11 protein-coding genes and 4 tRNA genes are annotated in these 13,750 nt (G+C 59.2%); 3 read left to right on the plus strand and 12 right to left on the minus strand.

Annotation, left to right across the window (positions count from 1 at the left end; translation table 11 throughout):
* Positions 1-31: 31 nt before the first annotated feature.
* The gene (locus tag ASB58_RS10070; protein ID WP_118130398.1) at positions 32-1,351 is read right to left on the minus strand and encodes an MFS transporter; all 1,320 of its coding nucleotides are present in this window, start codon (positions 1,349-1,351) and stop codon (positions 32-34) included.
* Between the two features lie 291 nt (positions 1,352-1,642).
* On the opposite strand from ASB58_RS10070, the gene ASB58_RS10075 reads away from it, so the two are divergent.
* The gene (locus tag ASB58_RS10075) at positions 1,643-2,032 is read left to right on the plus strand and encodes an antitoxin Xre-like helix-turn-helix domain-containing protein (protein ID WP_118130400.1); all 390 of its coding nucleotides are present in this window, start codon (positions 1,643-1,645) and stop codon (positions 2,030-2,032) included.
* The gene (locus tag ASB58_RS10080; protein WP_118130402.1) at positions 2,026-2,712 is read left to right on the plus strand and encodes an RES family NAD+ phosphorylase; all 687 of its coding nucleotides are present in this window, start codon (positions 2,026-2,028) and stop codon (positions 2,710-2,712) included. The genes ASB58_RS10075 and ASB58_RS10080 overlap by 7 nt, the downstream gene beginning before the upstream one ends.
* An 88-nt stretch (positions 2,713-2,800) precedes the next feature.
* Here ASB58_RS10080 and ASB58_RS10085 read toward each other — a convergent pair.
* Positions 2,801-2,877, minus strand: a tRNA-Arg gene (locus ASB58_RS10085).
* 312 nt (positions 2,878-3,189) lie between these two features.
* Here ASB58_RS10085 and ASB58_RS10090 point away from each other — a divergent pair.
* Entirely contained in the window at positions 3,190-3,513 is a 324-nt protein-coding gene (locus ASB58_RS10090; RefSeq protein ID WP_096004254.1) for an Arc family DNA-binding protein, read from the plus strand.
* Between the two features lie 101 nt (positions 3,514-3,614).
* Here the strand turns inward: ASB58_RS10090 and ASB58_RS10095 are convergent, their stop codons facing one another.
* The 10 genes from ASB58_RS10095 to alaS form a co-directional block, all read right to left on the minus strand.
* Positions 3,615-4,751, minus strand: a complete 1,137-nt coding sequence (locus ASB58_RS10095) for a sodium ion-translocating decarboxylase subunit beta (protein WP_118130404.1) — start codon at positions 4,749-4,751, stop codon at positions 3,615-3,617.
* Positions 4,752-4,762: 11 nt separating this feature from the next.
* Positions 4,763-6,538 carry a sodium-extruding oxaloacetate decarboxylase subunit alpha gene (gene oadA, locus ASB58_RS10100; RefSeq protein ID WP_118130406.1) on the minus strand — a complete coding sequence of 592 codons (1,776 nt, stop codon included), beginning with the start codon at positions 6,536-6,538 and terminating at the stop codon, positions 4,763-4,765.
* A 50-nt stretch (positions 6,539-6,588) separates the two neighbouring features.
* Complete coding sequence (locus ASB58_RS10105) at positions 6,589-6,846, minus strand: OadG family protein (protein WP_118130408.1); 258 nt, start codon at positions 6,844-6,846, stop codon at positions 6,589-6,591.
* Between the two features lie 185 nt (positions 6,847-7,031).
* Positions 7,032-8,471: a magnesium transporter gene (gene mgtE / locus ASB58_RS10110; RefSeq protein ID WP_096004257.1), complete on the minus strand. Its 1,440-nt coding sequence runs from the start codon at positions 8,469-8,471 to the stop codon at positions 7,032-7,034.
* A gap of 166 nt (positions 8,472-8,637) precedes the next feature.
* A tRNA-Arg gene (locus tag ASB58_RS10115) sits at positions 8,638-8,714 on the minus strand.
* A gap of 97 nt (positions 8,715-8,811) precedes the next feature.
* Positions 8,812-8,888 (minus strand) — tRNA-Arg (locus ASB58_RS10120).
* Between the two features lie 96 nt (positions 8,889-8,984).
* Positions 8,985-9,075, minus strand: a tRNA-Ser gene (locus tag ASB58_RS10125).
* 59 nt (positions 9,076-9,134) lie between these two features.
* A complete protein-coding gene (csrA, locus tag ASB58_RS10130; protein ID WP_083724804.1) occupies positions 9,135-9,320 on the minus strand; it encodes a carbon storage regulator CsrA in 186 nt (61 codons plus the stop codon).
* Positions 9,321-9,474: 154 nt separating this feature from the next.
* On the minus strand, positions 9,475-10,710 hold the full coding sequence (locus tag ASB58_RS10135; RefSeq protein WP_118130411.1) for an aspartate kinase: 1,236 nt from the start codon (positions 10,708-10,710) through the stop codon (positions 9,475-9,477).
* 71 nt (positions 10,711-10,781) lie between these two features.
* Positions 10,782-13,403, minus strand: a complete 2,622-nt coding sequence (gene alaS, locus ASB58_RS10140; RefSeq protein WP_118130414.1) for an alanine--tRNA ligase — start codon at positions 13,401-13,403, stop codon at positions 10,782-10,784.
* Positions 13,404-13,750: the final 347 nt, after the last annotated feature.

The raw sequence follows: 13,750 nt of genomic DNA on the forward strand, positions 1-13,750 counted from the left end.
CTCAGACCCACCCCGCGTCAACAGAGGATCATCACCCTGGCAGGTGATCGTCCTCTGCCACTTCCTCAGGCGCAGCAGGCGCCGCCGCGTCCTCATCCGTCATCTGATCGGTTACCGCCTGCTCATCAACGCGAGGGTCGATAGCTGCCGCCAGTGGTGAGCTAGCCAGGTTACCGGCTGCCGGCATGAACTGCAGCGGCGCTGCCTCGACCAGATTCTCGCCGGTAACCGCATCAGCTCGCACACGGAATACCAGAATGGCACTGCAGGCGGCCATAAAGATGTACAGCATGCTTGGCCCCCACAGCTTCATCATTGCCGAGCTCAGCAGCGGGCCGATACTGGCACCCAAGCCAAAGGTGACCAGCAGCATCGCCGACAGCGGCACCCGGTCATCGGGCTCAACGTGGTCGTTAGCCAGCGCCACCGCCATCGGATACAGGGTAAAGACCATCAACCCGAATAGCGCAGTCAGGAAAATCAGCGCCCCGCCCGGTATGAAGCCGATGGCCATCAGCACCGAGACCGCCGTCAACACCATCGCATTGAGCTGGATCAGCTGGCTACGATCAACCCGATCAGACAACCAGCCGGCCGGCCACTGGGCCGCCAGACCCGCGCAAATGGTGACCGCCATGTACATACCAATCTCGGAGTTATTCAGCCCGACCGCACCTGCAAACACCGGTGCCATGCCGTAAAAGGCGCCCAGCATCAGCCCCGCCACCGCAATGGTTGTCAGCGCCTGAGGAATACGCTGTACAAAGAGTTTTACCTTGAGCGGCGCTGGATGCAGCGGCGCCGGGTGAATCTGACGGGTGGTTGCCACCGGCACCAGACACAGGGAAAAACACATCGCCACATACAGCAGGTGATCGATCGCCAGATCCGGCTGAAGCGCAAACACCACCTGCCCCAATACCAAGCCCAAAAAGGTCACCACCATATAGCTGGCGAAGACCATACCGCGCTGATGCGACTCGGCCTGCTCGTTCAACCAGCTTTCCAGCACCATGTACTGACACATCATCGCCATGCCCACCAGCACTCGCAACGCCAGCCATACCTGCACCGACTCCGTCAGCGCATGCCCCATTACCGACGCGGTGACCACCCCTGCGCTGGCGACAAAAGCCCGGATATGCCCCACCCGGGCGATCAGCCGGTGCCCGATCGATGCCCCCGCCACCAGGCCTGCGTAATAACCGGTCATCAACAGACCGATCCACAGCTCACTGACGCCTTCGGCCGCCAGTCTCAGCCCCAGATAGGTACCCAACAGACCACTGCCCAGCAGCATCAGCAAGGTAGCGAAATACAATGAGGAAAAGGCCGTAAGCGCGCGAGACATCCAAACTCCGTAGCGATTGCAGTACATGAAAGCGATTAAACACCGGCCTGCCAACCCGGCACTCCGGCCGAGCACGATACAGGCAAGATCAGCGCCTACCAAGAGTAGCCGAATCTACATGAAACAGCGCCTGTAGACACGGATTCGGCAGCACTGCATTTGTGGACAGACAATAGTAGCGCGCGTTCCGCAGTGAACCGTGCGCCAACCAACCTCTCAAGACACAAAATTTGATATTACGTCTCAGCAGGCGCAATATGGAGCAACACCAGCACCTCAACGGGCATCGCCATGACCACAGCACCCGCCGCCGCAAAGAAAGACATGGCCCTGGTTGGTCTGCGCACCGCGCTGAACATCCTGGGCAAATGGAAAACCAGCACCGAGCAGGCCGGCAATATTCTGCGGGTATCACGCAGCACCATCAGCCGCGCCCGCACAGACAAGACCGTATCGCTGGATGAAGACCAGCTCAAGCGCGTGTCGCTGGTACTCAACATCCACAGCGCCCTGCGCATGCTGTTTGATAACCCGGCCAACGTCTACGGCTTCATGCAAATGAAAAATCACAATGAATTTTTCAATGGCAGAAGCCCACTGGAAGTAGTGCAAAACGGCGACATGATTGCTCTGTACGAAACCTTTCGCCGCATCGACAGCCTGCGCGGGGCCCAATGGTAAGCACGGCAGGCGCAGCGCCAACCATCACCGGCTACCGCCTGATCAACAGCAAATACCCGCCGACCTCGCTGTTCGATGATGTGGCCGACGCCGACGACTTCCATGCGTTATTCCTGCTGCAGGAGCTGACCAATCCCCGCCTGCAAAATGAACTGGGTAACCTGCAACTGATCAACACCGCCGACATCCCCTTTGGCATCAACGGCTGCAACATGGCCACCGCCCCCTTCACCCACGTTAACCCCGCGGGCTCGCGCTTCAGCAACGGCAGCTACGGCGTACTCTATGTTGCCGACACCATCGAAACGGCCGTACTTGAGGTCAAGCACCACCAGCAGCTGTACTGGAGCCAGGTGCCGGCGCTGGCCTACGAACGCATGCTATTTCGCGGCCTGCGCTGCACCTTCGCGGACACCGACCTGCTTGATCTGACCGACCGCCCCATGAGCGACCCCCTTTACGCACCAGCCGACTACAGCGCGAGCCAGGCGTTCGGCGCCAGGGCACGCAAGGACGGCACCAACGGCGTGAAGTACTGGTCAGTACGCAACCAGGCCCAGCACGCCCTCTGTTGGGGCCTGTTCACACCAAAAATCGTACACAGCTGCGTCCAGACCGCCGCCTATGAAATGGTCTGGTCAGACGGCATTACCAGTGTGGGGAAGTTATCGGTGTTCTGAGGGGAGGCAGACAGTTCAGCCAACACTGCCATCAAGCGCCAAAAACACAAAAGGCTTGCCGATTAAAACCGTGCAAGCCTTTTTTTACTGGCGCGCGAGCCCGGATTCGAACCGGGGACCTACCGCTTAGGAGGCGGTTGCTCTATCCAGCTGAGCTACAAGCGCGTGTCCCTGTGTTGAGCCGCCCTGATGGCGCTCGGACGCTGCGCATCTTAACCAAAGCAGGGGGCGATTTCCACCAAGCGGGGAAGTACGCTCAGCACTGGCAAAGTGCCATTCGTCGTAAACCCGTCACATTTTGGGGACATTTTTTTGTCGCACTCTGGCGCTTGGAGAAAAAACCGGGTCTACTAATGGCACCTTGAAGGCAAAACCTGTCTAACCTCAAGACATGGTTCCGCCGGCCGGCGGCTTACCCAGCCGTTTGAGGCACTAGGCCAGTATCGATTTTTTCAGCGAAGCGATTATTATTGCCCCATGAAAACAGCGACCCAGCACTACACCAGCCGCACAGCCGACAAGTTTGTTGTTCGTCTGCCACAAGGCATGCGTGATCGCATTGCCGACGTAGCCAAACAGCATCACCGCAGCATGAACTCGGAGATCATTGCCCGGCTCGAACACAGCCTGCTTGATCTGCCCACACTGCCCGACACCGGCCACCCTTCGCGCAAGATGCTCGACGAGCAGGACGCAGAGGGCCTGAGCAGTCCGGAGCGCGAGCTGTTGCTGCGCTTTCGCGAAATGAGCCGCCGCCAACAGAACGCATTGCTTGCGCTGCTGGCCAACGAGCAGCAGTGAAACACCGCCCTCCCCCGGATACACCCTGCCAAGTCATCGGCGCCACCACCAGGGCATAAAAAAACCCGCTCAATTGAGCGGGTTTTTTGTTGCCTGCAATATCAGCCGACGAAGTTCAGCAGGATACCTGCCGCTACCGCCGAGCCAATCACACCGGCCAGGTTGGGACCCATCGCATGCATCAACAGGAAGTTGTGCGGATTGGTCTCCAGACCGACACGGTTGGATACCCGCGCCGCCATGGGCACCGCCGATACGCCGGCAGAACCGATCAGCGGGTTGATCGGGTTTTTGCTGACCAGGTTGAGCAACTTGGCCATCAGTACACCTGCAGCAGTACCAGCGCAGAACGCCAGCATGCCCAGCACCAGGATACCCAGAGTCTTAAGCTGCAGGAATGAATCAGCAGACAGCTTGGAGCCAACCGCCAGCCCCAGACCAATAGTCACAATGTTGATCAGCGCATTGCGCGTGGTATCCGCCAGACGCTCAACCACACCACACTCACGCATCAGGTTGCCGAAACACAGCATACCCACCAGCGGAGCGGCATCAGGCAGCAGCAGAGCAACCAGCATCAGCAGCAACAGCGGGAAGATGATCTTTTCCGACTTGCTGACCACGCGCAGCTGAGTCATGACAATGCCACGCTCTTTCTGGTTGGTCAGTGCCCGCATGATCGGCGGCTGCAGCAGCGGCACCAGTGCCATGTAGGAATAAGCAGCTACGGCAATCGGACCCAGCAGATCCGGCGCCAGCTTGGAGGTCACGAAGATGGAGGTTGGACCATCCGCACCACCGATAATGGCGATGGATGCTGCCTCCTTCATAGTGAACTCAAAGCCCGGGATACCGGCCGCGGTCAGTGCCAGAGCGCCGAGCAGCGTACCGAAGATACCGAACTGCGCAGCGGCGCCCAGCAGCAGGGTACGGGGGTTGGCCAGCATCGGACCGAAGTCGGTCATGGCGCCCACGCCCATGAAGATCAGCAGCGGGAAGACACTGGTCGGCAGACCCACTTCATAGATCAGGTGCAGAATGCCCGAGCCTTGCGCCATGTTGGCAACCGGCAGGTTGGCCAGGATGCCGCCAAAACCGATCGGGATCAGCAGCAGCGGCTCAAAGCCCTTGCGAATAGCCAGGTAGATGAGACCAAAACACACCAGGATCATCACCGCCTGGCCAGGGGCCATGTGGTAAATACCCGTGGTATGCCATAGCTGGAGAAGCTTATCCATTAGTCTCTCCCTTAGCCGATGGTCAGCAGAGTGTCGCCGACGGCAACCGCGTCGCCAACCTTGACGTCAACGGAGGCAACGGTACCGGCGCGCTGGGTGCGGACTTCGGTTTCCATCTTCATGGCTTCGAGGATCATGACAACATCACCCTCTTCCACAGCGTCGCCGACGCTGACCAGCACCTTGAAGATGTTGCCCGACAGCGGCGCCACTTGCGGCTCACCTTCGCCCGCTGGCGTAGCGGCCGGCGCAGGTGCAGCGCTCTCGCCAATCGGCTTGATGCCGGAGATATCACCACCCTCGGTCACCTGAACAACGTACTCCTTGCCGTTGACGGCAACGGTGTAGGCTTGCGGGTCCGTCGACTTGCCGGCTGCGGGCAGTTCGTTACCGGTAGGCACCGGCTCGAAGGCGTCCGGGTTGCCACGGTTTTCCAGGAACTTGAGGCCAATCTGCGGGAACAGCGCGTAAGTCAGAACGTCGTCGATCTCGTTCTCGGCCAGCTTGATGCCCTTTTCGCTGGCCAGGCCCTTGAGCTCGGCAGTCAGCTTGTCCATTTCCGCTTCCAGCAGGTCAGCCGGACGGCAGGTAATGGCTTCGGCACCATCCAGAACGCGCGCCTGCAGCTCGGCATTAAAGGCCGCCGGCGCTGCACCGTACTCGCCCTTCAGAACGCCTGCGGTTTCCTTGGTGATCGACTTGTAGCGCTCGCCAGTCAGCACGTTGATAACCGCCTGGGTGCCAACAATTTGCGAGGTAGGGGTCACCAGCGGGATAAAGCCCAAATCTTCGCGAACGCGCGGGATTTCCGCCAGCACTTCGTCAAACTTGTCGCTGGCGCCCTGCTCCTTGAGCTGGTTTTCCATATTGGTCAGCATACCGCCCGGTACCTGAGCGACCAGAATGCGGGAATCAACGCCACGCAGGTTGCCTTCAAACTTGGCGTATTTCTTCCGCACTTCACGGAAGTAGGCAGCCACTTCTTCCAGCAGCTCCAGATTCAGGCCGGTGTCGCGCGGGGAGTTCTGGAAGATGGCAACGACCGACTCGGTCGGCGAGTGACCGTAGGTCATCGACATGGAAGAGATGGCGGAATCGACATTGTCGATACCGGCTTCAGCGGCCTTGAGGATGGCGGCAGTGGACAGACCAGCGGTCGCATGGCACTGCATGTGAACCGGAATGCTCAGCGTGGACTTCAGCTGGCTGACCAGATCGAACGCAACGTAGGGGTTCAGAATGCCCGCCATATCCTTGATGGCGATGGAGTCGGCACCCATGTCTTCAATCTGCTTGGCCAGATCGACCCACATCTGCAGGGTGTGCACCGGGCTGGTGGTGTAGGAAATAGTGCCCTGGGCATGCTTGCCCTGCGCCTTGACGGCTTTCAGCGCGGTTTCCAGGTTGCGCGGATCGTTCATCGCGTCAAATACGCGGAATACATCCACACCGTTGACGGCAGCGCGCTCAACGAACTTCTCAACCACGTCGTCGGCGTAATGGCGGTAACCCAACAGGTTCTGACCGCGCAGCAGCATTTGCTGACGGGTGTTGGGCATGGCCTTTTTCAGGGCGCGAATGCGCTCCCACGGATCTTCCCCCAGGTAACGGATACAGGCATCAAAGGTTGCGCCGCCCCAGGACTCAACGGACCAGAAGCCAACCTGATCCAGCTTGCCGGCGATCGGCAACATATCGTCCAGACGCATGCGCGTGGCCAGGATGGATTGGTGTGCGTCACGCAGGATGACATCGGTAATGCCCAGAGGCTGTTTGTTATCGGTCATAGTGTCATGGCCTTTATTTGATTTTTAATGGTGAAAACCGCGAAACGGAATCAGGAGCGCTGACGCGCGCGGTGCTGCTTGATAGCAGCGCCAATGGCGACAACGACATCGGGGTCCACACTGGCAGGCGCGGCACTGGGCTTCTTGCGCACGGGCTTGGGCGCCGGAGCGGCCTCGGGGAAATAACGTGACAGGATGACGGACATCAGGCTGGTACAGCAGACCAGCAGAATAAGGAAGGAGAACACTGCCCCCATCCCGAGAAGCATCAGCTCGACGCCCTCAAGAACCAGATTGGTTGATTCCATTTTCTCTCCCTGCAGCTCTGGGCATGGTTGGGTCCATGCTGCTCTTTTAATAGTTGAACTTCAGTGGGTGTACGACCAAAGCCCGATTGCGGACGGGCCTCCCACGCGAAAAAACGGCCTAATGTATCCTGATGTGACATTTTAGGCAATCAAGGCGACACCTGATGACAGGTCGCAGAGAGTACTCAGAGCAAGAACAATGTCGCCAGTCCGAGGAAGATAAAGAACCCGCCACTGTCGGTAATCGCGGTGATCAGTACGCTTGAGCCCAGAGCCGGGTCACCACCAAGACGTAGCCTGATCAAAGGTATGAATACCCCCATACAGGCCGCCAGCAGCATATTCAGCGTCATCGCAGCCAACAGCACGGTGGCCAGTGCAACACTGCCATATAGCAGGTAGGCGATACCGGCCAGTACACACCCCCAGAACAAGCCATTGATCAGCGCCACCCCGACTTCCTTGCGCAACAGCCGCTTGCCGTGGGCAACCTGCACCTGTCCGGTTGCGATACCGCGCACAATCATGGTGATGGTCTGGTTGCCGGAGTTGCCGCCGATACCCGCAACGATAGGCATCAGAGCGGCCAACGCGACCAGTTGCTCAATGGCCGTTTCAAACAGGCCGATGACCCGGGAGGCAATCAGCGCGGTACACAGATTCACCGCCAGCCAGGCCCAGCGGTTGCGCACGGATTTCCAGACCGAGGCAAAGATATCCTCTTCCTCACGCAGACCGGCGGCATTAAGCACCTCGGCTTCGCTCTCCTCACGGATATAGTCAACCATCTCATCAATGGTCAGACGACCGCACAGGCGCCCCAGGTTGTCGACCACCGGCGCCGACACTAGGTCGTAACGTTCAAAGGCCTGCGCAGCCTCACCCGCATCATCGGCCGGATCAAACACCACCGGGTCATCCGCCATGACGTCGGCGACCAGCGCATCCGGCGAGCTGACCAGCAGTTTCTTGATGGACAGGACACCCTTGAGCAGACCCTCGGTGTCCACCACAAAGAGCTTGTCCGTGTGATCAGGCAAGGCGTCAAAGCGGCGCAGATAGCGGCTGACCACTTCCAGGCTGACATCGTCACGAATCGTCAGCATATCGAAGTCCATCAGCGCTCCGACCTGATCCTCGTCGTAAGACAAGGCCGACTTCAGACGGTCGCGTTGTTGCGCATCCAGGCTATCCATCAGCTCGCGCACGATATCGCGCGGCAGGTCGGGCGCCAGATCGGCCAGTTCGTCCGCATCCAGGCTGTTGGCCGCCGCGATGATCTCGTGGCTATCCATGTCGGCGATCAGCGTTTCCCGCACCGCATCCGACACTTCCAGCAGAATCTCGCCGTCACGCTCGGTCTTGACCAGTTGCCAGACCGCCAGACGTTCCTCCAGCGGCAACGACTCCAGCACGTAGGCTACGTCCGCCGGGTGCAACTCATCGAGCTTGCGCTGCAGCTCCACCAGGTTCTGCTGATGCACCAGATGCTCGACCAACTCCTGGTGCTGGCCGTCCTGTTTGTGCACCAGGTTCTCGACCAGACGGTGGCGCCCCAACAGCTCCTGCACCTGATCAAGGCGATCCTGCAGGCTTTCCGGTGATTTTCTGTTGATTTCCGACATGGCAAGGCTTCCCGACCGCCCGGATGCGGGCATTTACCAATCGACGCCGCCCAGGACAGGCGGGCCACAGCGAGCTGGTACTCAGCCTATCAGGCTTTGCCCGGCAACTCAGCTGCACTTTTATGAAGACGAAAAAAAACCCACTGAATTCAGTGGGTTCTTTATATGGCGCACTCGGGAGGATTCGAACCTCCGACCGCTCGGTTCGTAGCCGAGTACTCTATCCAGCTGAGCTACGAGTGCGTGTGGAGGCGCATTATACGCATTTTTTTCGCCTTGTCATCAGTAACATCAAACTAAAGACGAAAAAAAACCCACTGAAATCAGTGGGTTTTTTATATGGCGCACTCGGGAGGATTCGAACCTCCGACCGCTCGGTTCGTAGCCGAGTACTCTATCCAGCTGAGCTACGAGTGCGTGTGGGGGCGAATTATAGGCTCTTTTACCGCGCCGTCAAATGTTTTTCTTTTAAATTCAAGAACTAACACCTGACAAAACCTACAACTCTAAAAATGGCGGAGAGGGCGGGATTCGAACCCGCGATACCCTTTTGAGGTATACTCCCTTAGCAGGGGAGCGCCTTCGGCCTCTCGGCCACCTCTCCGAACACGCGGGGAATATTACCCGCGTGATTTTATTATTGCAACGAAAAACTCAATAAAATTAGTTATTTGGTTCTTCGTCTTTCTCTTTCTGGATGCGCTGGTAAATTTCTTCGCGGTGAACAGCGACTTCTTTCGGCGCATTCACGCCAATGCGCACCTGGTTGCCTTTGACACCCAGGACAGTCACGGTAACTTCATCACCTACCATCAGGGTTTCACCAACCCGTCGAGTGAGTATCAGCATTCCATTTCTCCTTGCTAATGATCAGGACACAGCTCTGCAAAAAACCGGCTAGTAGCCTGACGCGACCTAGATCAACGCAGGCGGACACGGCAGCCAGAAACCGCGCCCTTGTAACTGACCAGCCAAGGCTGGTCAGCCGGGACCGACAACGCCGTTAAGCGTCCTCGGCAGCCGGAGCATCCAGCCCGAAGGCGGTATGCAGCGCACGCACTGCCAGCTCCAGATACTTCTCGTCGATGACCACCGACACCTTGATTTCAGAGGTGGAGATCATCTGAATATTGATACTTTCATCCGCCAGCGCCTCGAACATGCTGCTGGCCACGCCCGCATGCGAGCGCATGCCTACACCTACGATAGACACCTTGGCGATTTTGTCATCAGCCGCCACTTCGCGTGCGCCGATATCGCTGGCTACCTGCTTGAGAATAGACTCCGCCTTGCGAAATTCGTTGCGATGCACAGTAAAAGTGAAGTCGGTCGTGTTATCCATCGATACGTTCTGCACGATCATGTCGACTTCGATGTTCGCAGCACTGACCGGCCCCAGAATCTTGAAGGCCACACCGGGGGTATCCGGCACGCCGCGGATGGTCAGTTTGGCTTCATCACGATTGAACGCGATACCGGAGATGACGGGTTGTTCCATTGATACGTTGTCCTCAAGGGTAATAAGGGTTCCCGGGCCTTCTTTAAAGCTGTGCAGCACACGCAGCGGCACTGCGTATTTACCAGCAAACTCCACCGAGCGAATCTGCAGCACCTTGGAGCCCAGACTGGCCATCTCCAGCATCTCTTCAAAGGTGATGCGATCAAGTCGACGAGCGCGCTCGACCACGCGCGGATCCGTGGTATAGACACCATCAACGTCAGTATAGATCTGACATTCGTCGGCCTTCAGCGCGGCTGCCAGCGCCACGCCCGTGGTGTCAGAACCGCCACGACCAAGGGTGGTAATGGCGCCGTTCTCGTCAGCGCCCTGGAAGCCCGCCACGATCACCACACGACCGGCAGCCAGCTCGCGACGCATACGCTCGTCGTCAATCTGCTGGATACGAGCCTTGCCGTGGGCGCTGTCGGTCAGAATTCGCACCTGCGGCCCTGTCATGGAGACGGCCTCAACACCAATCGCCTTGAGCGCCATGGCCAGCAGGCCGATGGTGACCTGCTCGCCAGTGGAGACAATCACATCCATCTCGCGCGGATCGGGGTCGGCCTGAATCTGCTTGGCCAGATCAATCAGGCGGTTGGTTTCCCCGCTCATGGCAGAAACCACCACGACCAGGTCATCGCCCCGCTCCCTGAAGCCCTTGATTTTCTCGGCGACTTGCTGGATTCGCTCCACGCTGCCAACCGAGGTACCACCAAACTTCTGGACAATAAGCGCCATTTTGCTACGTCAATCCTCACCCAGCGGTCGGCCTTCCGACCCGTCTAAAAGCGCTCTTGCGAGCGCCGCCCCTACTGCTGCGCAACCCACTCGGTCGCTGCGCTCAACGCCTGATCCAGCGCCGCGACGTCAGTGCCTCCGCCTTGCGCCATATCCGGACGTCCGCCACCTTTGCCGCCAACAGCCTGGGCGGTGGTGCGAATCCAGTCGCCCGCCTTGAGCGGCCCGGCCAGATCCTTGGTGACCCCGGCCACCAGCACGACCTTGCCGTCGTGTTCGCCACCCAGCAGGATAGCGGCTGAACCCAATTTGTTCTTCAACTGATCGACCAGCGCCATCAGGCCCTTGCCGTCCTGGCCGTCAACCCGCTGTACCAGCACCGTGCGACCACCCAGCTGCTGTGCAGCCGCTGCCAGGTCAGACCCGGCAGCACTCGCGGCCTTGGCCTTGAGCTGCTCCACTTCCTTCTCCAGCTGACGGCTGCGCTCGACCAGCGCGGTCAGCTTATCCAGCACCGTATCGCGGCTGCCTTTGACTACCTGCGCTGCGTCACGCAGGCGCTCTTCAGTCTCGGCCACCCAGGCGAGCGCACCGGCGCCGGTGACCGCTTCGATACGACGCACACCGGAAGCGATACCGCTCTCGGCGGTAATTTTGAACAGGCCGATGTCACCGGTACGCGATACATGGGTACCGCCGCACAGCTCAACGGAGAAGCCGTTACCCATGGTCAGTACGCGTACTTCATCGCCGTACTTCTCACCAAACAGCGCCATGGCGCCCTTGCTCTTGGCGGTCTCGATGTCGGTCAGTTCAACGCCGACAGCCGAGTTTTGACGCACCTGCTCGTTGACCATGTCTTCCAGCAGGCGCAGCTGTTCAGGCTTGATGGCCTCGTAGTGACTGAAGTCAAAGCGTAGACGTTGACTGTCGACCAGTGAACCTTTCTGCTGCACGTGATCCCCCAGCACCTGGCGCAGGGCGGCGTGCAGCAAGTGGGTGGCCGAGTGGTTCAGCGCGGTGGCCTGACGTACGCTGGCGTCGACCTGAGCCGCTACCTGCTCGCCAACCCGCAGGCTGCCCTGCTGAACAACAACGTGGTGCAGGTGCGCATTGCCTGCCTTGGTGGTGTCGGACACTTCAGCCTGCACGCCATCAGCACGCAGAAAACCGGTATCGCCTACCTGACCACCGGACTCGGCATAGAACGGCGTCTGATCCAGCACAGCGACGCCCTTCTCGCCCTCGTTCAGCGCCTCGACCTGCTCGCCATCACGGAACAGCGCAACAACACTGCCCTGCCCTTCAGTGCCATCGTAGCCTTGGAAACGGGTCTCGATATCAACCTTGACCAGCGCGTTGTAATCCAGGCCAAACTGGCTGGCAGACCGGGCGCGCTCGCGCTGCGCTTCCATCGCTGCTTCAAAGCCGGCTTCATCGATGGTCAGCTCACGCTCACGGGCGATGTCACCGGTCAGATCCACCGGGAAGCCGTAGGTGTCATAGAGTTTGAAAACAACATCGCCGGGAATCTCGCTGCCCTTCAGCTCGGCCAGGTCCTGCTCCAGAATGCGCAGGCCCTGATCCAACGTCTTGGCAAACTGCTCTTCCTCGGTCTTCAGCACGCGCTCGATATGCGCCTGCTGGGTTTTCAGCTCGGGGAACGCATCACCCATCTCGGCCGCCAGCGCCGCGACGATCTTGTGGAAAAACACACCCTTGGCGCCCAGCTTGTTGCCGTGGCGGCAGGCGCGGCGAATGATGCGGCGCAGCACGTAGCCCCGGCCTTCATTGGACGGCAGCACACCGTCAGCAATCAGGAAGCTGCAGGAACGGATATGGTCGGCAACAACCTTCAGTGAGGCAGCGTTGTCCTGAACACAGCCAATGGCTTCAGCGGCAGCGGCCAGCAGGTTCTGGAACAGGTCGATCTCGTAGTTGGCATGCACGTGCTGCATGACCGCGCTGATGCGCTCCAGCCCCATGCCGGTATCCACACTCGGCGCCGGCAGCGGGTGCATCTCGCCGTCAGCCGTGCGATTGAACTGCATGAAGACGTTGTTCCAAATTTCGATATAGCGATCACCGTCCTCTTCGGGCGAGCCCGGCGGGCCACCCCAGATATCGGCGCCGTGATCAAAGAAAATCTCGGTACAGGGACCGCACGGGCCGGTATCGCCCATGGCCCAGAAGTTGTCCGACGCGTAGGGCGCGCCCTTGTTGTCGCCAATACGCACCATGCGCTCAGCGGGCACACCCACTTCCTTAGTCCAGATGTCGTAGGCCTCGTCATCACTGGCGTAGACGGTGACCCAGAGTTTCTCCTGCGGCAGGTTCAGCCACTTGTCCGAGGTCAAGAACTCCCACGCGTAGTGAATGGCATCGCGCTTGAAATAGTCGCCGAAACTGAAGTTACCCAGCATCTCGAAAAAGGTGTGATGACGCGCGGTGTATCCAACGTTCTCCAGGTCATTGTGCTTGCCGCCGGCACGCACGCACTTCTGGCTGCTGGTGGCGCGGGTATAGGCGCGCTTCTCCAGGCCCAGGAAGCAGTCCTTGAACTGGTTCATGCCGGCGTTGGTGAACAGCAGTGTCGGGTCGTTGGCCGGAATCAGCGAGCTGGAGGCAACGCGGGTGTGCCCCTTTTCTTCAAAGAAACGGAGGAAGGATTCACGGATGTCTGCGCTTTTCATAATTCCCTTACCAGAGACGGGTCGGCCAGCTGAACGTCGGGAGCATATCGCGGTCTGCGCCGCTTAGGGAGGCTGCCCCAGATGGAGCATCCAGACTGGCAAAGAGCCGCATTATATAAGCATCAGAGCGCTGGATGCATTAGGGTCTGTTAACGTTTCGTTCACCCGCCTGCCGGCGGCCATTTTTCGGCCAGGCAAGGCGGAGGGAGTGCACTGTGGTTGCTCCACACAAGCGACTGACAACGCAGCCTGGCCGAAAAATGGCCCCGGCCCTCTGGGTTGCGCCTGTAAAGCCGCCACGCAGCGTCGCTCGTCGCTTATTTGGAATGACCAAACTACGCTCCTCG

It is taken from the genome of Pseudomonas abyssi (assembly GCF_003444685.1).
GTDB lineage: Bacteria > Pseudomonadota > Gammaproteobacteria > Pseudomonadales > Pseudomonadaceae > Halopseudomonas > Halopseudomonas abyssi.

Excerpts from the sequence above, each read along its gene's own strand:
- mgtE (WP_096004257.1), bottom strand. The coding sequence starts at position 8,471 with ATGTCGGAAATCAACAGAAAATCACCGGAAAGCCTGCAGGATCGCCTT.
- ASB58_RS10070 (WP_118130398.1), bottom strand. The coding sequence starts at position 1,351 with ATGTCTCGCGCGCTTACGGCCTTTTCCTCATTGTATTTCGCTACCTTG.
- ASB58_RS10080 (WP_118130402.1), top strand. The coding sequence starts at position 2,026 with ATGGTAAGCACGGCAGGCGCAGCGCCAACCATCACCGGCTACCGCCTG.
- ASB58_RS10095 (WP_118130404.1), bottom strand. The coding sequence starts at position 4,751 with ATGGATAAGCTTCTCCAGCTATGGCATACCACGGGTATTTACCACATG.
- ASB58_RS10105 (WP_118130408.1), bottom strand. The coding sequence starts at position 6,846 with ATGGAATCAACCAATCTGGTTCTTGAGGGCGTCGAGCTGATGCTTCTC.
- csrA (WP_083724804.1), bottom strand. The coding sequence starts at position 9,320 with ATGCTGATACTCACTCGACGGGTTGGTGAAACCCTGATGGTAGGTGAT.
- ASB58_RS10075 (WP_118130400.1), top strand. The coding sequence starts at position 1,643 with ATGACCACAGCACCCGCCGCCGCAAAGAAAGACATGGCCCTGGTTGGT.
- ASB58_RS10135 (WP_118130411.1), bottom strand. The coding sequence starts at position 10,710 with ATGGCGCTTATTGTCCAGAAGTTTGGTGGTACCTCGGTTGGCAGCGTG.
- alaS (WP_118130414.1), bottom strand. The coding sequence starts at position 13,403 with ATGAAAAGCGCAGACATCCGTGAATCCTTCCTCCGTTTCTTTGAAGAA.
- ASB58_RS10090 (WP_096004254.1), top strand. The coding sequence starts at position 3,190 with ATGAAAACAGCGACCCAGCACTACACCAGCCGCACAGCCGACAAGTTT.
- oadA (WP_118130406.1), bottom strand. The coding sequence starts at position 6,538 with ATGACCGATAACAAACAGCCTCTGGGCATTACCGATGTCATCCTGCGT.